Genomic DNA, 23,644 nt, shown 5'->3' with positions numbered 1-23,644 from the left:
AGCGATAGAGGAATGACAGGATGCTCACGATTTCCTCTATTTGCCCATTTTATTGATTATAAATCCAAAAACACAATGTACCGAATATGCAAATAAGCGACAAAGGATAGAGCAGCCACTTGCTAACCCTATTTTTAAAAATAATTACCAAACAAACAATACATATCCACGCGATTATCAATTGCCAGAAACCCAATGAATCAACACCTCCCATGACAGCATACTTCGACAAAGTGAAATTTATATCCTTCTACTTGTTTTTTCATATGGAGTAAGAACTGCAAGAGTTCCAAAGATGCTGCAAGGATTATATAAAAAGGCCAGCACATTGGCCGACCTGATCACCTAAGCCCGAAAGCTGTGGTGCTGTTCCTTATTTGATTTTCCATGATACAAATTTACTACAGCAAAAGTCCAGTGGCGGGCCATAAAGCGGTCATTTTCCAGTCAAAAATATTACTAGTCCCATTGACCAATTGTGAAATTGCTTCTCCAACTCCAAAAATCGCCTAATCCAGTCCCAGTGATACTCACTGAACCTAAAGATATAGCGAATGGTACCTCAGTGTAGGAATGAGCATAACTATTGGCAAAGCTTCCTGTACCGCCACCATGTGCTTCTGGTATTCTTACTTCAGTATATAAAGTTCCGTATTGCTCTTTGATGGGTATTAAGCGGACTGACCCAATAGTTCCCAAAATTTGTGATTGGTCAATATTACTAAATTCACCATCATGCCAGTTTCCATTTGCTGAACGATAAAAGAAATCAGCTTTTGACCCAATGGCAGAAGTATGGGATTGGAAAGCATGCGCTACCCTATCAGATAAGGTAATCCAAGGGATGTTGCTCCAGTTAAAATGTGTTCTGTATGAATACTTGTACTCTCTACCATTAGCTGTTTTCCCCATATAATGAATTGAAGAAGTGCCTGAAAAAGTACCGTCGTTAACAGATCCCATTGCAGATGTGCTAAACTTATCACCTTTTATTTTTTTTAAATCAGCTTCTTTGATCTTGTTAATTTCAGCTTCATTTTCTGGTGTAATTATATGTTCCTTACCACTAAGATCAAAATATTTGTGAACCATTTCACTTTGGGTTACTTTAACTTTCACTCCACCCTCAGTAATGAGATAAACTTTCTCTGCCTCAGAGAGTTCTTCACTTTCTTTTTCGGTATAACCCATTTCGCTTAAGACCTCGTCTTGTTGTTTCTCCGTCAAAGATTTTGCATTCTCAATCGGCTCAATACGGCCATCAGAAAATTTTTTAACCGTTAGATTGTTGTCAATTTTCAGTGGAGTATAGTCCATTACCTCCATTTCTGCCGCACTAGCCACGCTAACTGAGCCTTGAGAAAATGCAAGGAGTCCAACTACCACAAGCGAGAGTAATCCTGTCTTCTTTTTCATCTTTTACCTCCAAAGTGGAATAATATTGTAATTCTATTCCCAATAATATTATAGATATAGTATAATGATCAATTATTGGAGGTGTATTCTAATGTCAGTAACAAAAAATAAAATTTCATCATTTATCCTAAAAATTGTATTTATTTCACTAATCATTGGTTTGATTTATTATTATTCAGGATCTCATCCAAGTGAAACCGCTAAATTAGTCGAAGTTAAAGATGATTACTTAGTCATCCAAAGCGATGCCTCTAACGGAGGCGAGATTAAAAAATTATATATTTCTTCAAAGTCCGTTATCCCTCCTCTTGTTGTGGGGAAAGAATATTACTTCGTGTCAGACCAAAGGTATTTTCAACGTCCTTATATCCGTTTTGTAGAAGACTAAAACATGAAAGGTCGCTTTGTTGTCCTTTCACAAAAGCGTATTTCTGTTTCCACTCTCTTAAAGTATTTATGGAAAAGGTATAAATAGAAAATGACAGATATATAATGAACAATAAGCACCATCATAACCATGTAGCTAGTGGTTTTGATGGTGCTTTTATACTTTTTCAGGGGAAGAATGATTTAGTTTATGCCTATCTGGCCGGGATGCTGCGTGTCCCCTCTGTCATCGGGGATGAGCAGAGCGGGCACACCGGCGGCGTGCCTGCTCCAGCCAAAGCCGTCGTTCGGCGGGCGCCTGTCGTATCGCGCCGCATCCACGCCTTGCAGGCGTCGTCGGTGCATTTCCACACGGGCACGCTGATGCGTGGCTCCTCCCGTGTACTTGCCACCGACGAGGCCGTCCGCGCTGGCCCGCTGCCCGGTCCGGGCCTGCTGCTCACGCGGGTAGCCGTGCCGGACGCGTTCGTTCCGCTGTTAGCGCGGCCACCTTGCCCGGAAGTCCCCTTCGGCTGGCCGAAGCTGGTGCGCCGCGTTTCCGGCTTGGAAGCCTCAGGGGGTGTGACCCCGTAGGCTTCCAGCAGAAAACGCGACACGGCGGCAGGCTTGCCGTGGTTGGAGGCAGGGGAGGTGATGTACAGCAGCTCCTTCGCCCGGGTGACGGCCACGTAGGCGAGGCGTCGCTCTTCCTCCAGCGCCGCGTCGTTATCTACGGCCGCTGCGGGGGCTGCGCCTGCCCGCCGATCCTCTGGCAGCTCGCTGTGCAACGCAGAGCTGTGCGGCAGGATGCCTTCGCTGGCGCCGATCCAGTAGACGCAAGGGAACTCCAGTCCTTTGGCCCGGTGGATCGTCATCAGGCGGACAGCATCGCTGTCTTCCTCTCTGCGCAGCGATTCCATCTGACGGTGGCGCTCGGAAAGCTCGTCCGCAAAGCTGACGAACGCCTCCACCGTGTCAAAACGCTTCGCCGCCGTTTCCAGCTCCTCCAGACTTTCCTGCATCGTTTCCTTATAATGAGTCCACGCGCCCGTATCGCCGCTTTCCAAATACTTATCATAGAAGACGCGCCGCATTTCCTGAATGGCATAGGTCGGCTTCATGGTAGTGAGGCTACGAATCAGCCGAATACGCTCCTTCACCTGTTCACGCTGAAAGTCTCGCAGCCGATCCCAGCGGCTGAGATGGATTAACGGATATTTTTTAGCCTGCTGCTTTTCCTCGCGCATAATCCATTCCATCCCCGCTTCACGGGAGACATACAGCGGCCCAAGGGTACTCGGAATGGATTCCATCCGCCGGGGGTTCAGCGACAGACGCAGGTGATCCATCAAGGGACGAATCAGAGATTGGTCATAAAATACCGCTCCGGCTCCGTACTGAATAAACGGTACATCCCGCATGATTAATTGCTCAAAAATAGAACGGCTTCCGCTGGCTGTCCGGTGCAAAATAGCGATATCCCGGTAGCGAAGCTGACCTTCCTCTACCTGTCCGAGCAGATGTGTAACAATATGCGCCGCTTCTTCCTCCGGCCCGGAAGGCGTGGCAAACTGTGGAGGCAGGCCCTCACGTCCGGCAGCCGACAGGCGCTTGGAGCGTCGGTGGACGTTTTTGGCGACAATGTTGGAGCCCAGCCCCAAAATCCGCGCATCGCTGCGGTAATTAATATCAAGGGTAATGACCTTTGCATCCTTGTAAACCTTGTCAAACTCCAGAATGGATTCCTGACGCGCCCCGTTAAAGGTGTAGATCGTCTGGTCATCATCACCGACGACCATCAGATTGCGGTGACGGGCAGCCAATCGCTGCACCATTTCATATTGCAGGGCATTCGTATCCTGAAACTCATCGACCATGATGTGGGAAAAACGCCGCTGAAGCGGTTGAAGCACATCCGGGTCACGCAGCAGAACAGAAGCACGCAGCAGAATATCGTCAAAATCCATTTTATTACGTTCCTGCTTCCACGCTTCATAAGCGAGCATGGCACGCTTGGCATCCGATTCCTCGCGTACGGTTTCCGGCAGCTCGTCCGCGCTGCGGCCTTCCGCCTTCCAGGCGGAGAGGGCGGACAGCAGGCTTTCAGGCTGGAACGCCTCGCTAAGCCCGAGCTGGCGCAGCATCATTTTCATAACGGTGTGCTGGGCCTGCGTTTCGCCGAATACTTCATCCTGCACACCGCGATGCCGCAGCATCGCCAAAGCGAACGAGTGGAAGGTACGCGCTTGGACGGCACGTGCGGCAGCCGGGCGCACACCGGGCAGGCCTGCGATGCGCAGCTTCATTTCGGCAGCCGCCTTGCTGGTGAAGGTCACGAGCAGGATAGACGATGCAGGAACATCTCGCAGCGCCATCAGGTAGCCCGCACGGGCGGCCAACACCGTGGTTTTGCCGCAGCCTGCCCCGGCTAGTGTCAGTAGGGGGCCTTTACCATGGCGGACCGCCTGGATTTGCGGGCGGTTCAAGTGAATGCCCGCGTTCTCCAAAGCGCGAAAATAAGCCGAGTCGCGGTCACTGTCAGATACCAGTGTTGTGCTGGTATCCATAGAAGCACGGCGGGCCTGCGGGCTCGACGTTGAATAAGGAACCCCGATAGGACGGGGGTAAAAAGCAGGATTTGGGTCCATGATCCTGAAACCCCTTTCGATTATAAAATCTTCCATTTTCACAAATGGGGGTAGTTTTTGGTATGATAGAGTTCTAGTCAGCATGAGCTGACCTTGAGAACAAGACAATAGACTGAAATATATGCTGAAACGCATGCGGGTCTGAACAGATTGTTAGAATGTCAGAACGTTGCCGCGGATGCTTGCATCCTTTCAAAAGGCGATATGACCGCATTCCATTATACAGGAGTTCGAGGTTTGCCAACAGAAAAAAACTTGGATATATGCACGGTACGGGGAAATCCGGCTGGATATAGGGAGGAAATCACGATGAAGCTGATTCAACGTATTAAGGAAGGCGCGAATCGCGCTACAGAAAAGGCACAGCATGCTGTCGAGATTAGTAAAATAAATTCACAAATTACAGCGATTCAGCAGGAAATGGATGTTCATTTTTTGCGAATGGGTCAAATTTTTTATGAAGGCTACCGGGCATCCGATATGTCGGTGGCAGAAAAGGAAATGACACAGCTATCTACCGCTTGTGATGAGCTACAGGATGAAATTGACGAGCTGCGCGGTAGAATTGCAGAGCTGAAAAACGCTCATTTATGCACCTGTGGAGCTGTTGTGCCGCTGGATGCGAACTTTTGCCCGAAATGTGGGCGCAAGCTGAATGAGGGACAGGTTGCTTCCAAGCAAGTAGCTGCTGTGCGTGAAGAGGCGCCAACGGGCGTATATTCGTTTGATCTGCGCAAGCACGAGGAGCCAGCCAAGAGTGCTGAGCCTGCCCACAATAATTACGAAGAACATGAGCCGTATGATCGGCATGAACTGGAGCAGCATAAGCTGCATGAAACACACGAACCATCCAGCTTGGAACGCAACTATACGGTGTCCGACTTTACACCGGAAGAAAAGGCGGCCTTCGATGAAGAGTGGGAGCGCCGTCGTCAGGAAGAGCTGGAGCAAGAGCATCGCCGTCTGGAGGAGCTGGAACGTGAACGGGAGCGCCAGGAGGAGCTGGACGAGCGCATTCGATACTGGAAGGCCAACAACTCCGAGGCAGAGAAGCCGGCAACTCCGGCTGCACAGGTACGCGAGAATGTGAAATGCCAAATTTGCACAGCCGAGCTGCCCAAAGGCTCCAAGTGGTGCCCGCGTTGCGGAGCTGAACAGATTTGACGCAGCCGAACAGGCTGCCGCAGGACATGGACAGAACGCCGGGCAGCATAGGGGGAACAAAACATATGGAGCGTTTGCTGCATCATCTGCGGAATCTGGGATTTACGGAAATGGAAGCCAAGGTTATGGTCGAGCTATCGAGGCAAAATGCGTCATCCGGCTATGAAGTCGCCAAGCGTCTGGGTGCATCACGCTCCAACGTATACGCGGCTTTGCAGCGTCTGGCCGGGCAAGGGTATCTCAGGGCGAGTGCGGGAGAACCTGTGCGTTACAGCATGCTGCCATCGGGTGAGCTGACCCGGATGATTGAAGGGCAGTTACAGGAGTCCCTGCGTGCGGTCGAGAAGGAAATGCCGAGAGCAGAGCCGGCCAAGCCGACCTTTTATAACGCGGAAGGCGACCGGAATGTACTGGAAAGCCTGACACGTGAGCTGGAACGGGCGGAGCATGAGATTGTGCTGGATTTGTGGCGTGAGGAAGCTGAACTGCTGCGGACAGAGCTGGAAAAAGCCGAAAAACGGGGTGTGCGGCTGCTATGGTCCTGCGATAACGGAGAGAGTGTGCTTGGGCCATGGCTGCCGCGTGCGTCTCATGAGGCCGGACAGGAACCTTCGGGGCGCAAATTTTCTTTTGTCATTGATCGGCGCTGGTGCATGCTGGGCATGCGGGGAGAGAATTGCCCGACACAGGCGCTCATTACCGAGCATCCGGTGATGACAGGACTGCTGCTGAATCATTTTGCCCAGGATCTGATTCTGTATGAGCTGGAGCATGACATGGGCAGCGAGCTGTCGACCCGGTATGGCTGGCGGTATGAGGGCATTATCGGTAAATATATGTCGGCTGGAGAATAAAATAAAAATTATAGAGCAGGAAGTTTCATCAGAGCCCGGCATATAGATGTAATGTATCCGGTCTTATGAGGAACGAATTGATCCGATGTAATCAGGCGGCGATATTGTTCGGGGTTCGGCCCCGAGGATATGCCGCTGGCTTCGAGAAAAGGAATACGTCCTTCAAAGAGGGCAAGTGCTTGTTCGAGGTCTGCTTCGTACAGCCCGGCCACTTCTTCTTGCTGGAGACGATAGTGCTCCAATGGCTGGTTCGACAGCAAACCAAACACCGAGCTGACCTCACGGTCCCAAAAAGATATGCCCTGTGCGGTTCCTTTGCTCTCATAACGAACGGTCATCAGCGGTGTCAATGAGGTAAAGGGAACGTGAATGCCCAGTTCTTCCTCCAGCTCACGCGCTGCCTGAGATACATCTTCACCTGCCGTTAAATGGCCCGCTGCCGTAATATCGTAGTAGCCGGGGAAGGTGTCCTTCGTATCCTGGCGCTGTTGAAAGAGCAAGCGGCGGCCTGTTGAGGTGTCTCGTGCCAGCCAGCAGTGAAAGGTATGGTGCCAGTATCCCTTGGCGTGTGCATCTTGGCGGGAAGCTGTGCCAAGGGGATTATCTTCATCGTCATAGATGTCCAGAAGCTCGCTAGTCATCGTGGTTCCTCCTCATTATAAGCAGATGTAAAAAGGTCTATTTCACAGTATAACGTGTTTTCCGTCCTGACGATATGAAGGCGGCTATGGAATGTGGAGTGGGGTTTGGGGTATGCTGGGAACATGGAGATTTACGCCATAAAATAGGTATACGATCGAAAGGAGCGATTTTACATGGAATGTATCGTACATTTTCGGGTCATGCATCCGGAAGAACCCAAGGAGCTGCGCGGGCTGATTATGCTGGAAAGCGGAGGCAAGCCAGGAATCGAGCAAATCACGGATATGTTCAAAAATATGGGTTATGATGTCCGTCCGGACAATCCGGAGGAACTGATCTTCAAGCCAGTCGATGCCAGAGCGAATTATACATATATCCGGGTTATTGAGCTGGATACGGGTGAGGAAGTCTATCAGGAAGACCGGGATTTACGTGCTATCCTGGAAACCTTGCTGAATAAGCATTAAGAGATCAGGAGGGCTAACGGATAGGATGAGATAAAGCTGTCCTGTTGTCATTTCATAGGAACGGAGAAAAGAAATATGAGATTGTATATCATTCGGCACGCAGATCCCGATTATCCGAACAATACCATAACTCCGGAAGGGCACTTAGAGGCTCAGGCATTGGCCAAAAGGCTGTCCAGTCACGGACTGGACCGTATCTATGCTTCTCCTATGGGACGTGCGCTGGATACGATGCGATACACCGCCGATTCTCTCGGTATGACTCATGAAGTGGAGCACTGGACGCAGGAGTTGGGCTTGAAGCTGGAGGAAACTCCCTACGGCCGTCTCTCTCATTGGGATTTACCCGGTGAAGTTATCCGCTCTGAGGTGCCTCTGCCGACCCATGACTCTTGGAAGGAGATTTCCTATTATCAGGGAACGCAAAGTCCTGAAACGTTCGAGCAGCTAAAGCTTCATTCCGATGAATTCTTGAATCGCCAAGGCTTTGAGCGGGTTGGGGGGAAATATCGGATTCTGAAGCATACCGAAGACCGGGTGGCCGTATTTTGCCATGGCGGCTTCGGACTGACTTGGCTTGCCCATCTGTTGGAGCTGCCACTGGCCCTGGTCTGGTCCGGTTTCTGGATGCCGCCTAGTTCCGTTACCACGATCTTGTTTGATGAGCGTTCCAAGGAGTGGGCGACTCCCCGTTGCATCGGCTTCGGTGACGTCTCCCATCTATACGCAGAGGGCTTACCCGTCAGACCCCGCGGCATCATCACCAATTTTAGCTGATCAAGCCTTCAATACTATAATCAAAGCGGCTTAGACGTTGCATCGTCTAAGCCGCTTTTTGTAGTCATATGTGTTTTTTGGCCGACTAAACCGTTAGCGTGCTTCTACGTACCCTTCCAGCTTGGAAGTGCAATGTGCACAACGGGTAGCAGCTACAGGAATTTCCGACAGGCAGTGCGGGCATTCCTTGATCGTTTTTTCCTGAGGAGGTTTTTCTTCCTCTTTACGCTTCAGCATGTTGATCCCTTTGACCAGCAGGAACACGCAGAAGGCCACGATCATAAAGTCGAGCAGAACGTTAAAAAATTGTCCGAATGCCATAACCGCAATTCCTGCTTCCTTGGCCTGTCCCAGAGTCATGCGAGTGCCGTCTGTGTTATAAGGCTCGGTAGCACCGACTGCATAATATAAATTGGCAAAATCCACTCCGCCCAGAAGCTTACCAATCGGAGGCATAATAATATCATTTACTACAGAAGTGACAATCTTGCCAAAAGCTCCACCGATGATAACACCGACTGCGAGATCAATCACGTTTCCCCGTACAGCAAATTCCTTAAACTCCTTAATAAAACCTTTTCCGCTCATATGAGTGCTCACCTTCTTTACATAAAATCATTTATTTATAATACATGCTATGCCAGCGGAGGGCAATTCCAGAGTTGTCCAAGTATACTTGAGAAGAAATATCCTTTCTTTTTCATATAAACATTCTTATATTTAAGCTCATAAAAGTGGCTCAACACCAAAGTTAGTGCTTGATTTACATTAACCATAGCGAGATTGGTTACATTCAACAAGGAGTCCCTGTACGTAACGATTCCTGTTACGAGTGAAATAATGCCGCCGTTGAAAAGCCTTCATTCGGTTGTTTCTGCCTTCAACCGCCGCGTCGGTCCACCGACAACGGTGATAATTAACGATCTCTGTCCGCCAGTTTCCAATGGTTTTTAAGCAGGCGGCAACAGCCGGATGCTGCAATTGCTCTCCCTGAACGTACCAAGCATCAAGCCGACTATACGCGGTGTGGACGTCTGGCGAACAGTCATACCACTCACTGAACGCTTCTTTCCATGCATGGACTTGCTGAAGCAAGAGCGAATAATCCAAAATCTTTAACAGTTATAGCGGCGAAAAATCTAAAGGAGCTGGCAGCGACCAACTCCTTTAGATTTTTAAAGTTCTTTGAATAGAAACACTCTAAGACTCAATTTGCTTAAATATATATACCGGGACAAAGAGCTCTCCCGCAAAAAGGTTTGTATACACTTCTTTATTTCTCACTCTCGTCCAAATCAGGCGCTTTACCTGCCGCAGCTTCGGCTTGTTTGCTTATTTCGGCTTTCGCCTGATACTTGGCAATCAACTCAATTAATTGTGGCGGCCCTTCTTTCTGTCTGGACAAATTGTTATAAAATTCGACCGATTCAGTAATGAGATCGGGGTGCTTCTTCTTTAGCAGACTGGACAATTCATCAATGTACGAATCCTTATGTTCAAGATATTCGGCCTGAATTAAGTCCTCAATACATTCCTTTACTTGACTCAATCGATTGTAAACACAATATCGATTCCAATAATAAATACTATTTTTAGGATCAATTGCAATAGATTTGCTATAATCTTCAATTGCATGTTTTAATAATTGATTTTTCTTGTTTGAATTTTTCTCTATATCGCTTAATTGTGTATAGCATCTGCCTCTATAATTATAGTTTCTTACTGAAGGCTTAAAAGAACTAGTTGTTGACAATTCAATAGCTTGGGACAACCATTCTATTGCTTTATTTAATTCATTTTCAAATTTCTCCTTAGCATCTTTCAACTGTAAAGCTAGCAAGAAGTAACTATGGCCTGTATTGCTCATATAAACATGTATGCTTTTGTCATTATCCGAAGCTTCAATGGCCAATCCATACACTCGAGTAGCATCCTCATAGTTTTTTTTATTATGGTAACAATTCCCTAATAAATTATAGTATCTAGGGAGAATGTAGCTTTCCTTCGCTTGCTTTATACCATATTCGAAAAAATGTATAGCCCTTTCATAATTTTCATTGTCACTGTAAACTTCAGCAATATTAAACAACCAATCGAAGTCGACAATTTTCGACTGCAGGAGTAAATCTTCCTTCTCCTTCAGTTTGTTGGAATCGGGAGCTTCTTCATTAATCATATCAATGATTTCTTCCGCTAACGCTAACAGCATATCTTCGTGTTCCGATTCGGGGATTAGGTCCACCATGCCATCCTCGGAAATAATGACGATGACACATTTTTTCTGGTCATCTTCTTTTAGCTTATAAAGATAGCGATGCGCGGAATTATACCGTGCTCCGCGGCTGGCGTCCCCAATATCTTCCTTTGCAATACCATCCAAAATAACCCCGATGGCGTGACAAAGTCCGTCCGTATCGAAATAGATCGAGCCGTCGATTGCGGTTAAATATTTAATGTATTCAGGATTGATAATTGCAGGCTCAATTAGTGTCGACTGTTTACTAAGTTGATGGAGCTCATGCTTGGCCGTCAACGCTTCTGTTATGACCACCATCGTGCCGTGCTTCTGCTCCCGCGCTTTTCGTACAATTTGATCGAGCCTCTCCACTTTATGCTTAATTCGATCGTCTTTTGTATTATTTTTCCAGAATGTGTTTTTCAAGAGTTGCATGAATTTCTCAGAGCTGTATCCTTCCTCTCCTAATCTGGGGTTTTTGAAGGAGACGGATGCGAGCTTCATTTCAATTAAGCTAAGGTTCGAACGGTAAAGCTTTATCTCGTCTTCAACGAACAGCTTGCCGCCGCTAACAAGCTCAGCCTCTGTTCGTACGAGGACTAGATTGTATTTGGATAATCCAGTGAAATCGAGTCTCAGCGCTAATTCACCTTTTTGCATATTCCAATTCACTTCGCCTAAACCGTAAACTTCCTTTTCGTCGGCGATCAGATACAGATCCTTGTCCACATTCGTGAGTTCTAGTAGCTTCCGTATTCGCTTGGCATCTTCTAATCCAATACGATCCTCTTTCGTGAATTTAACCGTAAAACGTATGATTGATCGCTGCGTTATGACGTCTTTATTCATAAACAGGATTGAACCAAAGGGACTGGCATTCTCATAGGTTAAAGCGGATATATCATCCATTTTCTCCAGCAAGCTATTGACGTAATATTCGTTGCGTGGTTCATGGTCAAATTCGACTCCAAACTCATCGAACTTAGTATGGCTTTGGAGATAGTTTTGTATTTTTCCGAAAAACAGCCTTGTTATTCTTCTGTTGAGCTGGATCCCATCTTCGTTATATTTTCGTGAGATACTGTCGTCGTTGTTTATCTTAATAGCACTGTTGGTGAGAGCGAAAAAATCTCTAAAGAAATAGTCCAAAAGCATTCTTAAGAAAGAAATTTCCGGCTTCGTATAAAATAGCTGCCGCGTCTCATGTTCAATATTTCGCATTTCAAGTATGTATACAACCGAATAAGTGGATTTGCCAGTATGAAAAGGAATTTGATTCACGTACAACATACGGTTGTCGTTAATATGGCTTTCTATACTTAAGATTTTTCCACCTTCGATGTCGGAGAGAGGTATTGTCAATTTTTCGCCATTGTTTGCGTCATTTTGGTGGTGCTGCTTGTACCAAATTTGATTTACATACTCTTTGATATCGTCGTATGTATTGCCTGCATGCTCGGGGTCAATCTTGAGCTCGGCATAAACATTCAGTATCGTTTGCAACGCATCTTGGGAGGCAGATGCTGAATTTTCTCCGTTAGTCACTGTTTTCTTAATACGAATCGTCTCAACGAGAGTTTGCTTATTATCGTAAACGAGCGCATATAGTTTTATGTGAATCCGTTTGTTCAGATTTTTTAATATTCGCACCAAATTGTCGTGAAGGAGTTTATTCATAATATCGATTTTATTTACTTTGGTTTTCATAATTCGCCCTCCTAAAAATAGTAAATTTATCTTCTCACTCTACATAATACTACGTGTGATTGAAAATTTCACCAATAGATTCCACTGAATTTCAACTGGTATAGGCGATGATATCATGGAAAGGGGGAATGACATAATTTTTGACTCAACGTCACGTTTTGGACTTTTTTTGGAAAAGAGATAAGGAGTTGGAACTCAATGTTCTAACGGAGGTTAACGAAATAGGTATCATACATACTGTAGCACAAATAAAATCACTGGAGCTTTTTTACGCAGCTTTCCCCATGGAGAGTGTCCCTACCCCAATTCATATTCGGCATGATGTAAACGCAGGCTCTTAAGAGCTTATCCCAAAAAACTTGCCCCTACTTATGATACAGTTCTCCTCATCAATAGCTGGATAAATTGAAAATACCACTCAGTATTTTGAAAGAGGAAATCTGCTTATCGATAATATTAAATGTTTTCATTTTAAATTGTTCATATAATATGGAATTAGTCTAACTATATAATTTGAACTAAAGAATCATCCCATTAAAGTCGGACACAAAGACGGTCAATGATCACATCAGGCATTTTCTTAATTTCGTCCATAAATTGTTGAACGTTCTTGCGAATTTCGGAAACGGTGTGATAGAACACGTTGTTAATCACATCGGATTTCAACCATTTCCAGTAGGAGCTGTCTTTTTCAATTATACTTCTGTCACAAATCCACAGGTTCATTTGTCTTCTAAGTGTAAACCAATGATGGAGGCGATGTATCGTGAGTTTAAGATTGAATTACAGAGCAGTGAGTCCAAGTACGTTTAAGGCTATGATGGAGATGGAAAAATATATTTCCGGACGTTTTACAGACAAGGTGTTGTACGAGCTGCTGAAAATTAGAGTATCCCAGATCAATGGGTGTTCTTATTGTTTGGACATGCATGCCAAGGATCTATTGAAACTGGGGGATTATGGTGATCACATTTTGCAGTTGGCCCTATGGCGGGAAGTTCCTTTGTTCACGGAAAAAGAACGTGCTATGCTTGAATTAGCTGAAGCGGTTGCCCGCATTTCTGAACAAGGGGTATCTACGGATTTGTATAATCGGGTCAGAGAGCATTTTACCGAGGAAGAATATGTGGATTTAATTATGGCGGTTAACGTCATTAATGGTTGGAACCGGATTGCTATTGCAACAGGGATGTATCCGGGCAGTCTTTAATCGAACAGGAGGCCATACTTTGACTGGCAAAGAACATGGAATTGGACAAGAATCGGTAGCGTTAAGTCTGGAGGAGCTATATCAAAGATATCGTAAATATTCTTTTGCCATTGCTTATCGAATGCTTGGGACGGTGACGGATGCCGAGGATGTAGTTCAAGACTGCTTTGTCGAGTTGAAGAAAAAGCCCCTGGATGACTTACAGAATCCCAAAGCCTATGTAGCCAAAATGACGATGAATCGCTGTCTGAATCTGCTGAACTCTGCCCGTAAGCAAAGGGAGACGTATGTTGGACAGTGGCTGCCGGAGCCGCTTGGTGAGAGCGCAGATCTTCCAGCGGATTGGTTGGAGCGTAAAGATATGATATCTTACGCTTTTCTGGTTCTGCTGGAGCAGCTCAAGCCGATGGAACGGGCTGTTTTTGTGCTCAGGGAAGCTTTTCAATATGACTATAAAGAGATCGCGGAATTACTGGGAAAGACAGAGAGTAACTGCCGTCAACTGTTCAGTCGCTCCCGCCGTCTTCTTGCTTCCGAGGAATCTGCCCATGCTGATCCGGTAAGCAGCAATATAATGAGTCCTTCCAGAATAAAGGTACTGGAACGTTTTACAGCCGCCTTTCTCGCCTACGATGTTGGCGCTATGCTAGAGCTGCTGGCTGAGCAACCCGTATTTGTGGCAGATGGCGGAGGTAATGTGCATACGGTGATGAGACCTATGGTCGTGCGCAAGGGCGTTCTTGCCCTGCTAACCTCTCGCCGGGTATTAACCGTACTACGGGAGAGAGAGCTGGTCCGCACCGTCATCAATGGTGAGGTACAGCTCGCATTTCTGAAGGAAGGCACAGTGAGAGAGGTCCTATGCTTCAGTCTGTCACCAGACGAGGAGCATATTCAGGATTTTTACTTGATGATTAACCCCGACAAGCTGGGGCATATTCGTGTATGAGCTGAAAAAGCCGACAAGCTATGTGTCTGTGGCTATTATAATTCAATAAAAAGGATCTGCCCGCTAAATAATGGCAGATCCTTTTGCTAATTAGTGGATAAATGATCTTCTGCATCAGTAAGTAAGAATGCCGATAGGTCTTTAAACATGGATTGTCTTTCAAGACTGATTAGCAGGTACTTTGCATTAACATGTTCAGGCATAATTTGATCTGTATATTCCTTGAATTCGTTAAAAGTGGGTGGATTTTCTGAAAATAAACTTTCTTCAGAGATATTAAAATGTTTGAGCTTGCTCGTTAATTTATTGATCATCTCGCTGTTTTCATTAATATATTCTCTTAAATCTGACTTCATTCTATGATTGAAAATAATTAGAATGTCATTTATTATGCTAGATTGTTCTTCATGAATATCATGATCAAGTAAATACATAAAATAGGGATATGTATCCCCATCAATAAACATTTTCATTAATTTTATTTGGTATTTCAATAATTGAATCATCTCATCTGTATTATTCAGGAGATATCACCTATTCTTTAATAGATTTGAGCCGTAGATAAAGAATGAACATCATTATTTTAACTTAGATTACAGAACAAAACCAGAAATTGCGTAAGTTATAACTCTGGCAAACCCTTGAGGAATTCCACACTGGAAGATTAAAAAATCGAGTAGCCTTTGTTCAAGTTGATTAGTCGTAGACTCCAAAAAGTCTGCAATTTTATCAGCATGTTGAAGGACATATTTGGCTTCTTTTGAGCTTACGCCTAAAAAGTCCAAAAGATCATCGAGGGCTTTACCTCCATGTCTAAGTGCAAAAACAAGGGCATCCTTCTTTAGGCCCTGTGTTTCTATAGTTCCTTGAGTAGATTGAGGGTTGTTTTCAATTACATTAGTCAAGGGTACAGTGCTAGTGACTTTGGATTGCGGAATCTCTTCTTTTTCTGAGGCGAAAGCGTATGTAGGAGCTAAAGTAGAGAAACCAATTGCGACAGTTAGTATAGTTTTAAATAACTTATTTTTGATTGGATTCATTTTTACTCTCCTTTTGCTCATTCTTTATCTACAGATAATATATTATTTTAAAATATGGTTATTGTAAATATATCCATGTAAAAATTATTCATATTTATTTATCTATTCTCAATTTATTGATTGAATCTAGAAAGAAGATGGAGGCAATTGTTTCATTTGACGCAGTTGGATTAGCTTGGATACATATCATATATTAACGGTTTTTCTTAATTTTAAAAATCAGCATATTTTGCAAATAATAACCTTGGGTATAATTGACAGTATGTTCATTGGGGGCTTACAATCAAGTTATTATGTGAAAAACAGGATGATATAGACAGCTCTGTATATCTCAGTGTGAGGAGGAGAGCAGGTGAAAAATGGTATAGATATTCGCTCAGAAATAAAAAAATGCATTCAGGAAGCAGGCCATACTTTACGCGGATTTTCCAAAGCATCAGGCATTTTCGAGTCCCATCTTAGCATGGTGCTGAATAATTATCTTATGCGGCCTCTAGGTATGACTCACTTGGATAGAATTAACCAGACCTTGGGAAAGCCTGAAGGCTGTTTCTACGATTTGTATGTAGACGAGTGTTTCATATCTGGAAAACCACACCGAAGTCGGGTGAAACCATTCATGCTTCGATGTGCGGAGCTTGGGAAACAGAAGGAGATCAATCAAGTGCTTTCCCGCATGATGGACGACTTGGACAAGCTTCCACTTGTATTTGAGATCGCAGAAGAAATTTATGCTGGTGGAAACCCACAAGGAGCTGTTCCGTTCTACGAGTGTGTAGCGGAGAATGAGAGGCACCAGCATGATGAAAATCTGGCGATCAGTCAGTATCGGCTTTTCAGGACGGCTCTTGGGAAGGATAACGATGCGAATTTGAAAGCGGTTATTCGTTTTGAGCCTTATAGGAATCGTGTTCCTGAGAATTACCAATTGGATGGTTTGTTACAAATGATTAATGTGTACTTTAATTTAGGGATGTGGAAAGAAGTCGAGTTTTTTTCAGAGGAACTCTGTAATTTGTCGGAAACTTTGTATCGCTTGGATTTACATAAAAGATTAAAATCAAAAAAATATGAGCCTTTACAAACGGAACGTCATTTAGTTGTTTATTACGGTTATAGTTCTCTTATGCCATCTGTATCTCTGGAAAATCAGGGTAAGTACCAAAAAGCATTAGATCTTATTGCTAATTACGCTGATCTAAGCTGGTTTGAAAATTTAGGTGAAGTGGGAGAAAAAGAGGTTGCTAAATTTACCATGTGGGCTGAGGCAAACCGTTACACTCTTCATTTGTTGCTAGGAAACGCTGAAATACTACCTTCATATACTTCCTTTCTTAAGGATAAACACATACAAGAGATTTTACCGGGTTTAATAACCATTGTAGATGCAGCTAATAAACACCAAATTTCCATAGATGACGTGTTATTAGAATTTTCAGATGAAATTCAATTATTAAAAGATCGTGAGTATCTAAGAAGCGAGTATTATGAAGAACGCTTTAACCTGAGTAGATGCTCAGATCTCTGCTATCAATTAGCATTATATTACTTTTATAAAAAGAGTAATGATACTGCCATAAACAATGTTTTGAAAAGTATGGAAATGGCAATTATTATAAAGCAAAGAGATGTTGTTCGATGTATTTCTCTTTTTGAAGAGCACAGAGTCTATGCTACGAGCAAGCAGCAAATGCTTTATGAGTCCATGTTGAAAGAGGTGAGAGAACTTGGGGAAAATAGCCAAGATAGTCGCGATTTCTTTGGCGTTGGTGGTTAGCTTTGGGATTAATATTTCTGTAAACCCAAATACCAATATTCAAGGTTTTGTTGGCTATCAATGGACCGATATTGGAACATTTGGACATGGACCGGGTGGAATGACAAGAAGCCTCGGTCATGGTCCTGGGGCTTAACGGATAATGCATTTTGCTCTAAACATTGAATAGTCAACTCAACGAGTACGAAAAACTTATGGAGAGTGACTAGTTTTTCATACTCGTTGCAATTAGTATGATAAATAAATATTGAGTAATGGTAGTAGTTTCTCTTAACACTAACGAAGCAGCAGCAGCGCGCAGCTTCTATTGATAAGAGAGCATATAATATAATTATATATATTTACTTATAAATATATATAAAACTTTACTTTTAATGAAATGGAGCGAAACTAGTGGATGAACGAATTTTAAATGAATTTGTGAAATTCTTAGCTATGAAGAAACGATTGAAGGTATCTACTCAAGAGGGCTACCTAACATATATTAGGCATTTTATTGATATTGCAAGCTCAAGAAATGCAAGTGATAATATAGAAGGTTTTTTCCAAGAGGAAATCATACGAACCTTTTACAACGTAAAACCAAGCAGTATATCTAGCGCAGTATTGTTAGCGTTTTCGCAATTCCTTTATGAGAGAAAGCTAATAGATAGAGTCCCTTTTCTTGATATCAATCATAGATTATTAGAGTTGAAGATAACTCCTACAAGACTATTTAAAACAGAGTTTTTATCAGAAAAACAAGTGGAATTTATAAGGGGAGAGAGGGTGTATTACCGCTTCATTGAGAATCCTAAGCGCCTTGATAAGGAGATTTCAATCGTTGGTCCAGTTATATGGGAACTCGCATTAATGGGCTTAGAACAAAAGGAGTTAATAAGTTTAACAATTCATGATTTGGAAGTATCTCATAATCGCTATCGTATTCGAAATTTGTATAGAGAGAAAAATGATCTATTATCCGAATGGATTACTCTTAATTCTTATACAATAACGAAGCTAATAAGATATTTGGAGTATAGATCTAAGTTATCAGTTAAAAATGAAGAATTACTTCTCATTGAAGGAAGACCATTGGATAATAGAAGCATAAATCATGCTTTCTCAATTTTCAAGAGGGTTGAAAATTTAAGAGAACTTCAAAACTCTGGTGAGATAAATGCACAACTTTTAGTGAGAACAGGTATTTTACTATCTTTGCTAAAGACAAATGGGCAAGGTTTAATTGATATTATTAGGATATTTGGGCTTGATAATTCTCAGGTGTCTTACTCAATAACAGAATATTTATGTTCTACATATGGTAAGTAAATTATAATTTATTGATTCTTCTGGAGGTTTTATGGAGAAATGGTTTATGGTTCTTTTGGATTCATTAAAGTCACGAAAGAAGCTCTACTTTTCTGTTTTGTTCATTGCACTTATTGTATTAATCAAGAAAAATTCCCCGAGTTTTTATGGAATTCTTCATGAAGAATTTAGTCGAACAATTACTGTGTTTTATAACCATATATATAGTTCTGTTACCATGTTCATTTTTATTTTTTTGTTTTATTGGTTAGCTCGTATAAGTGATAAAAAATACTCACAACGATTAAAAAATGAATTCGAAGGTTTAAAAAGAAGAGAGTCATCTTCTTCAGAACCTCTGAAAACTCAAGTGAAAGATTACATGAGACAAAATAAGATGGTTAGGGAAATCACTATTATAAATGGAACACAATCTACTATTCAGTATGTACGTGGTTGGGTAGAAGTATATAAATCAAATAAGAGAATTCGTCTTTATCCTTTTGAAGTTAAACAGTTAAGAGCAAACAAGAAACATCAAATCCATTTGGATGATTTGTCTGATGAAGAGAATATTATAGATGAATTCAATACATTCTTGGAGAAAATAAATTTAAATGATGAATCAGAAAATGATCTTTTTTTATATGGTTGGAAAAGGTACTTAATTAGAGGTGATTTAAATGATTATAAGCGTTCTCTATTAGAGAAGGTTACTGGATTAAATTTGAAATGGCTAAAAAGGATTTTTTGTGAAGAGGTTATTGATAAAATTAAAAGTTATTTTAGAATATACACTCATTTTCGAAATTACAGACCAGTCAAAGGAAATGCTATCAAGAATCTTTTGCGAATTTCATTTGTTAATATTCCTATCGTTTGTATAATTCTTTTTGCTGTTTACTTTTTACTTAGAGATTTTGGTGTACTACTTTATGAACTATTTATAATTTGGTTTGAATTTTTATCCCTTGTCTTTAATACGTTATAGATGAACTAAACTTTCATAAATGCGCTCAACAATTCCTTGCTTATACTAGAGACCCACTCCTAATTTCTGCGTTGATGTATCAACATAGAAAAATATATTGCTTATAGCTTATCAGGTGCCCCCACTGCTATTAATATGGGTATCATTTGTTCTTGAGCTTCATTCCTGATAAAAGGAAAACGTGAAGTTTGAAAAATGAAAGCAATATTAACTTAATTTATCAAGTTAATATTGCTTGATACACAAATTATAAAATAGCCGCGCCTTAGACTTTATCCGAGACACGGCTGTTCGTTGATTCTAAAGCCACCTTAATTTTTACGCATAAATCGTTAGAAGGTTCGTAAATGCTATATCTCACAACTGCCGAGCTTGATGGAGGGCCAGATCACCCATCCAAGGAAGCTTAAGCCACTTGCCTTGTCCAGCATGAATGATCAGGACGATCCATAAGGCGATGCCTGCCAGCGTCAGCAGGGAAGCGAGCAGCGGGCCGAGTAGCGGAATGAGTCCTGCGAGCACATGCCCGATCATAAGGGCTACGAACAGAAAAATGGATTGCAGCGCGTGAAACAGAACGAACCGGCTTTTCTTTTCCAGCAATACAAAGGCCAATGCACCAATGAAGGCAAACAGGTAGCACAGGACAGCCGCTATATTTTCATCCATTCCTGTGGAAGACTTATAGACTGACATGTAAGGCGAATCCCCCTTTATAAGTTTTTCATGCGCAAGCTCCGTACTATACAGGGTATGAGGACAGGAATTAAGGTTATGCCAACCTGCGGTAGAAAAAGTTCAAGCCGAGCATGTGAATAAAAACACGAAAAAGGCTAAACGAGTAGGTTTCGCTAGCCTTTTTCAACGTTATCCACAGTTTTTGCACATGTTGTACGCAATTTATCCACTGATTCATAATATTTATCCACAAAAAAAACAGTTTTTATACACAATTTGTGCACAAGTTGTAGACAACATAGAATATATCCACGCTTTATGCACAAATTGCGCACAATATATCAACAAGATATACTTATCTGTGGATATTTCATTCAGATATTAGAAAGTATAGCTGTTTTGAATAACATCGACAGATACTTTCTTTCCCGTGTTAACGATCTCCGCGTTGTAAACGACGGCGTGGATGTGTAATTTTACCCTTTTTATCCTCGTCATCCTCTTTCGGGACCAGTCGTTCATCGGTACGTCCGTCATGATGATTGTCAAAGGCGTATTCGGTCATTTTCCACTCGGAATCGCCTAAAACAACATCAGAGGGAAAATGCTGTCCCCGATGTAAATGCTGCTCATGTCCGTCCTCATCGACATAAATACCGTCTACTTCTACCTTCTCACCCGTTAGCGGGAGCAAATCCTTTCCTTTGCGTTCCATTGGTATCCCCTCCGTCTGGCTTATTCTTCGTTAATTTGTCCGTATGGAAGGGGTTTTATCCACAAGCTGGTGCAAAATATCCTCGGCAATCCGGTCTGCGGGATGAGGTTTGCGCAGTTGCTCAATTGACTGTTTCATTCCTAGAGCGAGAGAGGGATTGGAGATCAGGTCGACGCAAAGTTGAATTAGCTCTTGCGTATTACGGGCAATGCGAGCGGCTCCTTTTTGTTCCAGATACAGGGCGTTATTCAGCTCCTGACCGGGTACAGGCTTGAACACAAGGATGGGTAATCCAGAGGCGATGCTTTCCGAGAGTGTGATGCCGCCGGGCTTGGTAATGACCATATCGCTTGCACGCATGAGTGCGGGAACATAGTCGATGAATCCAAAGATGCGGATACCGGGATGATCTGCATACAGCGCATCCAACTCGGCTTTTAGCTGCGGATTACGTCCGCAGACGATCAGTAGCCGCAACTGCGGGAGACGGCTCAATTGCCGACAAATGTCCAATATGCCGGACATCACGCCATAGGCACCTGCCATAATGAGCAGTGTTGTCGTTCCCGGATCTGACGGAGGAATTGGATAATCCTCAGCAACATCAGCATCAGCATCTTCTGTATCAGTATCTTCGGCAAGCCTTTTATAAAACGAAGCATGAATCGGGATGCCTGTGGCGACAATCCGTTCGGAAGGGATTCCCCGCTGTGCGGCTTCCTGTTGTATATCCTCGGTTGCCACATAGTAGCGATCGATATCGGGATGCAGCCAGCGCCCGTGCAGGTCAAAGTCTGTAACCACGTTCACAATGGGCAGCTTCATCCCCAATTTGCGGCGTAACGCCGGGAGAGCGAGCTGCGGGAACGTATGTATGACAAGTTCAGGCTTCTCCTTTTCCAGAGTGAGCGCGAGCTGGCGCATCCCGAAGGAATGCAGCACACTGCCAAAGGCCGATTTTGCCTGCATTCCACGTGTTATGTTATAGACCCAACCATAAAGCCCAGGAATGGTTTTGAAGCTTTGCATATAGACAAATTTGGTTAAACCGTTCAACCAGGGATGGGATTCAGCCATCAGGTCGAGTAACTGAACCTCGCAGCGTCCGAGTCTCCGCAAACTGTCCATAATCGCCCGGGCGGCCTGCACATGGCCTTCTCCGTAGCTGGCATACAATATTAAAATTCTTGGTGCTGCGGCTTCCATTATGTCTAGCCCCCTATTATTCAATAAGCACATGTAGCTCATTTCAGGAACATTCCCATCCATTCTCCTTGTATTTTATTTATTTTACCCCAAACACATACACTCCAAAAGCCGATAAATAGAGTATACTGCCCTGCACCAGTCAAAAGGGATATCCACATATGACGTGTAACGTAAAATTTGGGTAAAATATATGTAAAATTGCTGGAAAGCTGAAAGCTGTACCTGAATATGTTATAATGGGGAAGTGATTCAGCCAATAGAAATTCGGTTAATAATAGTGTCAGGTACATGCCTTACATAAGGCATTCCCGACCTAAGCTGCATTAAGACATACTACTTCACTGCATAAGGACATCAATACTTTTCGGCATTCTCTTCAACGGAGCACTTATTTTCAACGTTTTGGGAGGGAGTTACATGGCAACGAAAGGTCACAATGAAGTTAAGGAAAGTCTGCGGGAAATGACTCGAATTTTCCGGCCTAAGGATCCCAAAAAATTTGTAAAGGAATATGTGCGAAAATACCGGATTACAGGAGGGTATGAGGAAGAGTTGACCATGGTGGTGGAAAACGAACTCGGTCGCATAAATTCTTCAGTATCTTAAAGGGTTCGATTACCCGAAAAACTAGAAATACGACTTTTATAAACCGTCTATCCACAGAGGAGACGGTTTTTTTGTGTCCGCCCTGCATACAATGGGATAGGTTTAGTGAATTTGTATGCTCAAAGGAGGCGGATTCCAATAGAGATAGCGATACGAACACCGGAGGAAATCGGCTACATGAGGGAGGCCGGACGTATTTTGGCAGATTGCCATCGTGCGCTGGAGAGCCGTATCCTTCCGGGAATGACCACGCTGGAAATTGATGCGTGGGTGGAGCAGTTTTTAAGCAAGCGCGGAGCCACGCCTGAGCAAAAAGGCTATAAGGGCTTTCCTTATGCCACCTGCGCTTCGGTCAACGAGGTGGTGTGCCATGGTTTTCCATCGGAGCGAGTGCTTCATGATGGGGATATTGTGACCATCGACATTGTCGTCAATAAGGACGGCTGGCTGGCCGATCGGGGCTGGACCTATGCAGTAGGTAACGTCAGTCGCCCAGTAGCGAGGCTGCTACGGCAAACGCATAAGGCACTGGTGTGCGGAATCGAAGTCGCCCGTCCGGGCAGGACACTGGGGGACATTGGGCACGCAGTGGAAAAAGCGACAGGATGGCGGCGGTACGGCATCGTGAAGCCCTTGATCGGGCACGGTATTGGTCGTCAGATGCACGAGCCGCCGGATGTTTTGCACTATGGCCGTGCCGGAACGGGGTTGCCGCTGCGCGAAGGGATGGTGATTACCATCGAGCCGGTATTTACCCTCGGAACGGAGGGGGCTGTATTGTGGGGGGATGATGGCTGGACCATCACCTCGGCGGACGGTAGTTGGGGCGCACAATATGAGCACACGATTGCGATCACGAAGAACGGCCCGTACATTTTGACCGCATAAAGATCGGTACAGCC

General features: G+C 43.8%; 22 protein-coding genes and 2 pseudogenes. 12 read left to right on the top strand and 12 right to left on the bottom strand.

Annotation, left to right across the window (positions count from 1 at the left end):
* Positions 1-459: 459 nt before the first annotated feature.
* Positions 460-1,416 carry a hypothetical protein gene (locus tag ACQ4MX_RS11555; RefSeq protein ID WP_431090679.1) on the bottom strand — a complete coding sequence of 319 codons (957 nt, stop codon included), beginning with the start codon at positions 1,414-1,416 and terminating at the stop codon, positions 460-462.
* Positions 1,417-1,507: 91 nt separating this feature from the next.
* Between ACQ4MX_RS11555 and ACQ4MX_RS11550 the strand changes: the two genes are divergently transcribed.
* Complete coding sequence (locus ACQ4MX_RS11550; RefSeq protein WP_134911359.1) at positions 1,508-1,804, top strand: hypothetical protein; 297 nt, start codon at positions 1,508-1,510, stop codon at positions 1,802-1,804.
* A gap of 193 nt (positions 1,805-1,997) precedes the next feature.
* Here ACQ4MX_RS11550 and ACQ4MX_RS11545 read toward each other — a convergent pair whose 3' ends face one another.
* Positions 1,998-4,430: a UvrD-helicase domain-containing protein gene (locus tag ACQ4MX_RS11545; RefSeq protein ID WP_431090678.1), complete on the bottom strand. Its 2,433-nt coding sequence runs from the start codon at positions 4,428-4,430 to the stop codon at positions 1,998-2,000.
* Positions 4,431-4,739: 309 nt separating this feature from the next.
* Here ACQ4MX_RS11545 and ACQ4MX_RS11540 point away from each other — a divergent pair, with 309 nt between their 5' ends.
* Positions 4,740-5,594 carry a zinc-ribbon domain-containing protein gene (locus tag ACQ4MX_RS11540; RefSeq protein ID WP_431090677.1) on the top strand — a complete coding sequence of 285 codons (855 nt, stop codon included), beginning with the start codon at positions 4,740-4,742 and terminating at the stop codon, positions 5,592-5,594.
* 65 nt (positions 5,595-5,659) lie between these two features.
* Positions 5,660-6,448 (top strand): TrmB family transcriptional regulator, encoded by a 789-nt coding sequence (locus ACQ4MX_RS11535; protein WP_431091309.1) that lies wholly within the window; start codon positions 5,660-5,662, stop codon positions 6,446-6,448.
* 8 nt (positions 6,449-6,456) lie between these two features.
* Here the strand turns inward: ACQ4MX_RS11535 and ACQ4MX_RS11530 are convergent, their stop codons facing one another.
* Entirely contained in the window at positions 6,457-7,089 is a 633-nt protein-coding gene (locus ACQ4MX_RS11530; protein ID WP_431090676.1) for an NUDIX hydrolase, read from the bottom strand.
* Between the two features lie 174 nt (positions 7,090-7,263).
* Between ACQ4MX_RS11530 and ACQ4MX_RS11525 the strand changes: the two genes are divergently transcribed.
* Positions 7,264-7,557 (top strand): hypothetical protein, encoded by a 294-nt coding sequence (locus ACQ4MX_RS11525; protein WP_025682722.1) that lies wholly within the window; start codon positions 7,264-7,266, stop codon positions 7,555-7,557.
* Positions 7,558-7,632: 75 nt separating this feature from the next.
* Positions 7,633-8,334 carry a histidine phosphatase family protein gene (locus tag ACQ4MX_RS11520; protein WP_044646567.1) on the top strand — a complete coding sequence of 234 codons (702 nt, stop codon included), beginning with the start codon at positions 7,633-7,635 and terminating at the stop codon, positions 8,332-8,334.
* Between the two features lie 93 nt (positions 8,335-8,427).
* Here ACQ4MX_RS11520 and mscL read toward each other — a convergent pair whose 3' ends face one another.
* From mscL to ACQ4MX_RS11500, 4 genes and pseudogenes are all read right to left on the bottom strand, one after another.
* A complete protein-coding gene (gene mscL, locus ACQ4MX_RS11515; protein WP_431090671.1) occupies positions 8,428-8,922 on the bottom strand; it encodes a large conductance mechanosensitive channel protein MscL in 495 nt (164 codons plus the stop codon).
* A gap of 180 nt (positions 8,923-9,102) precedes the next feature.
* Positions 9,103-9,456: pseudogene (locus ACQ4MX_RS11510) on the bottom strand (ISL3 family transposase); the annotation flags it as partial.
* A 151-nt stretch (positions 9,457-9,607) separates the two neighbouring features.
* Positions 9,608-12,277: a tetratricopeptide repeat protein gene (locus ACQ4MX_RS11505; protein WP_431090670.1), complete on the bottom strand. Its 2,670-nt coding sequence runs from the start codon at positions 12,275-12,277 to the stop codon at positions 9,608-9,610.
* 534 nt (positions 12,278-12,811) lie between these two features.
* Positions 12,812-12,952 (bottom strand): annotated as a pseudogene (locus tag ACQ4MX_RS11500) (IS630 family transposase); the annotation flags it as partial.
* A 91-nt stretch (positions 12,953-13,043) separates the two neighbouring features.
* On the opposite strand from ACQ4MX_RS11500, the gene ACQ4MX_RS11495 reads away from it, so the two are divergent.
* Complete coding sequence (locus tag ACQ4MX_RS11495) at positions 13,044-13,487, top strand: carboxymuconolactone decarboxylase family protein (protein ID WP_431090669.1); 444 nt, start codon at positions 13,044-13,046, stop codon at positions 13,485-13,487.
* A 19-nt stretch (positions 13,488-13,506) separates the two neighbouring features.
* A complete protein-coding gene (locus tag ACQ4MX_RS11490; protein ID WP_431090668.1) occupies positions 13,507-14,436 on the top strand; it encodes a sigma-70 family RNA polymerase sigma factor in 930 nt (309 codons plus the stop codon).
* Positions 14,437-14,522: 86 nt separating this feature from the next.
* Here ACQ4MX_RS11490 and ACQ4MX_RS11485 read toward each other — a convergent pair whose 3' ends face one another.
* The gene (locus ACQ4MX_RS11485) at positions 14,523-14,930 is read right to left on the bottom strand and encodes a hypothetical protein (RefSeq protein ID WP_431090666.1); all 408 of its coding nucleotides are present in this window, start codon (positions 14,928-14,930) and stop codon (positions 14,523-14,525) included.
* A gap of 99 nt (positions 14,931-15,029) precedes the next feature.
* Complete coding sequence (locus ACQ4MX_RS11480; protein ID WP_431090665.1) at positions 15,030-15,476, bottom strand: hypothetical protein; 447 nt, start codon at positions 15,474-15,476, stop codon at positions 15,030-15,032.
* Positions 15,477-15,828: 352 nt separating this feature from the next.
* Here ACQ4MX_RS11480 and ACQ4MX_RS11475 point away from each other — a divergent pair, with 352 nt between their 5' ends.
* The 3 genes from ACQ4MX_RS11475 (at position 15,829) to ACQ4MX_RS11465 (ending at position 19,534) form a co-directional block, all read left to right on the top strand.
* The gene (locus tag ACQ4MX_RS11475) at positions 15,829-17,253 is read left to right on the top strand and encodes a DNA-binding protein (RefSeq protein ID WP_431090664.1); all 1,425 of its coding nucleotides are present in this window, start codon (positions 15,829-15,831) and stop codon (positions 17,251-17,253) included.
* Between the two features lie 393 nt (positions 17,254-17,646).
* Positions 17,647-18,564, top strand: coding sequence for a hypothetical protein (locus tag ACQ4MX_RS11470; protein WP_431090663.1), 918 nt, complete (start codon positions 17,647-17,649; stop codon positions 18,562-18,564).
* Between the two features lie 31 nt (positions 18,565-18,595).
* Entirely contained in the window at positions 18,596-19,534 is a 939-nt protein-coding gene (locus ACQ4MX_RS11465) for a hypothetical protein (RefSeq protein ID WP_431090662.1), read from the top strand.
* 357 nt (positions 19,535-19,891) lie between these two features.
* On the opposite strand, the gene ACQ4MX_RS11460 is transcribed toward ACQ4MX_RS11465, so the two are convergent.
* From ACQ4MX_RS11460 to ACQ4MX_RS11450, 3 genes are all read right to left on the bottom strand, one after another.
* A complete protein-coding gene (locus ACQ4MX_RS11460) occupies positions 19,892-20,230 on the bottom strand; it encodes a DUF4870 domain-containing protein (RefSeq protein WP_431090661.1) in 339 nt (112 codons plus the stop codon).
* Positions 20,231-20,645: 415 nt separating this feature from the next.
* Positions 20,646-20,927, bottom strand: a complete 282-nt coding sequence (locus ACQ4MX_RS11455) for a hypothetical protein (protein WP_044649310.1) — start codon at positions 20,925-20,927, stop codon at positions 20,646-20,648.
* A 30-nt stretch (positions 20,928-20,957) separates the two neighbouring features.
* On the bottom strand, positions 20,958-22,133 hold the full coding sequence (locus ACQ4MX_RS11450) for an MGDG synthase family glycosyltransferase (RefSeq protein WP_431090660.1): 1,176 nt from the start codon (positions 22,131-22,133) through the stop codon (positions 20,958-20,960).
* Positions 22,134-22,553: 420 nt separating this feature from the next.
* Here ACQ4MX_RS11450 and ACQ4MX_RS11445 point away from each other — a divergent pair, with 420 nt between their 5' ends.
* Both ACQ4MX_RS11445 and map read left to right on the top strand, forming a co-directional pair.
* Positions 22,554-22,742 carry a hypothetical protein gene (locus ACQ4MX_RS11445; RefSeq protein WP_007428354.1) on the top strand — a complete coding sequence of 63 codons (189 nt, stop codon included), beginning with the start codon at positions 22,554-22,556 and terminating at the stop codon, positions 22,740-22,742.
* Between the two features lie 105 nt (positions 22,743-22,847).
* Positions 22,848-23,630, top strand: coding sequence for a type I methionyl aminopeptidase (map, locus tag ACQ4MX_RS11440; RefSeq protein WP_431090659.1), 783 nt, complete (start codon positions 22,848-22,850; stop codon positions 23,628-23,630).
* The last annotated feature ends 14 nt before the right edge of the window (positions 23,631-23,644 follow it).

The organism is Paenibacillus sp. 8b26 (assembly GCF_050626875.1).
In the GTDB taxonomy this organism is placed as follows: domain Bacteria; phylum Bacillota; class Bacilli; order Paenibacillales; family Paenibacillaceae; genus Paenibacillus.
Note: the sequence above shows the minus strand (reverse complement) of the source record. Positions and strands in the feature narration are given on the sequence as shown.

What these genes read in the sequence shown, in the direction of transcription:
- ACQ4MX_RS11550 (WP_134911359.1), top strand. Translation starts at nt 1,508, where the DNA reads ATGTCAGTAACAAAAAATAAAATTTCATCATTTATCCTAAAAATTGTA.
- ACQ4MX_RS11455 (WP_044649310.1), bottom strand. Translation starts at nt 20,927, where the DNA reads ATGGAACGCAAAGGAAAGGATTTGCTCCCGCTAACGGGTGAGAAGGTA.
- ACQ4MX_RS11505 (WP_431090670.1), bottom strand. Translation starts at nt 12,277, where the DNA reads ATGAAAACCAAAGTAAATAAAATCGATATTATGAATAAACTCCTTCAC.
- mscL (WP_431090671.1), bottom strand. Translation starts at nt 8,922, where the DNA reads ATGAGCGGAAAAGGTTTTATTAAGGAGTTTAAGGAATTTGCTGTACGG.
- ACQ4MX_RS11555 (WP_431090679.1), bottom strand. Translation starts at nt 1,416, where the DNA reads ATGAAAAAGAAGACAGGATTACTCTCGCTTGTGGTAGTTGGACTCCTT.
- ACQ4MX_RS11460 (WP_431090661.1), bottom strand. Translation starts at nt 20,230, where the DNA reads ATGTCAGTCTATAAGTCTTCCACAGGAATGGATGAAAATATAGCGGCT.
- ACQ4MX_RS11540 (WP_431090677.1), top strand. Translation starts at nt 4,740, where the DNA reads ATGAAGCTGATTCAACGTATTAAGGAAGGCGCGAATCGCGCTACAGAA.
- ACQ4MX_RS11535 (WP_431091309.1), top strand. Translation starts at nt 5,660, where the DNA reads ATGGAGCGTTTGCTGCATCATCTGCGGAATCTGGGATTTACGGAAATG.
- ACQ4MX_RS11480 (WP_431090665.1), bottom strand. Translation starts at nt 15,476, where the DNA reads ATGAATCCAATCAAAAATAAGTTATTTAAAACTATACTAACTGTCGCA.
- ACQ4MX_RS11465 (WP_431090662.1), top strand. Translation starts at nt 18,596, where the DNA reads ATGGAGAAATGGTTTATGGTTCTTTTGGATTCATTAAAGTCACGAAAG.
- ACQ4MX_RS11445 (WP_007428354.1), top strand. Translation starts at nt 22,554, where the DNA reads ATGGCAACGAAAGGTCACAATGAAGTTAAGGAAAGTCTGCGGGAAATG.
- ACQ4MX_RS11450 (WP_431090660.1), bottom strand. Translation starts at nt 22,133, where the DNA reads ATGGAAGCCGCAGCACCAAGAATTTTAATATTGTATGCCAGCTACGGA.
- ACQ4MX_RS11525 (WP_025682722.1), top strand. Translation starts at nt 7,264, where the DNA reads ATGGAATGTATCGTACATTTTCGGGTCATGCATCCGGAAGAACCCAAG.
- ACQ4MX_RS11530 (WP_431090676.1), bottom strand. Translation starts at nt 7,089, where the DNA reads ATGACTAGCGAGCTTCTGGACATCTATGACGATGAAGATAATCCCCTT.
- ACQ4MX_RS11545 (WP_431090678.1), bottom strand. Translation starts at nt 4,430, where the DNA reads ATGGACCCAAATCCTGCTTTTTACCCCCGTCCTATCGGGGTTCCTTAT.
- ACQ4MX_RS11520 (WP_044646567.1), top strand. Translation starts at nt 7,633, where the DNA reads ATGAGATTGTATATCATTCGGCACGCAGATCCCGATTATCCGAACAAT.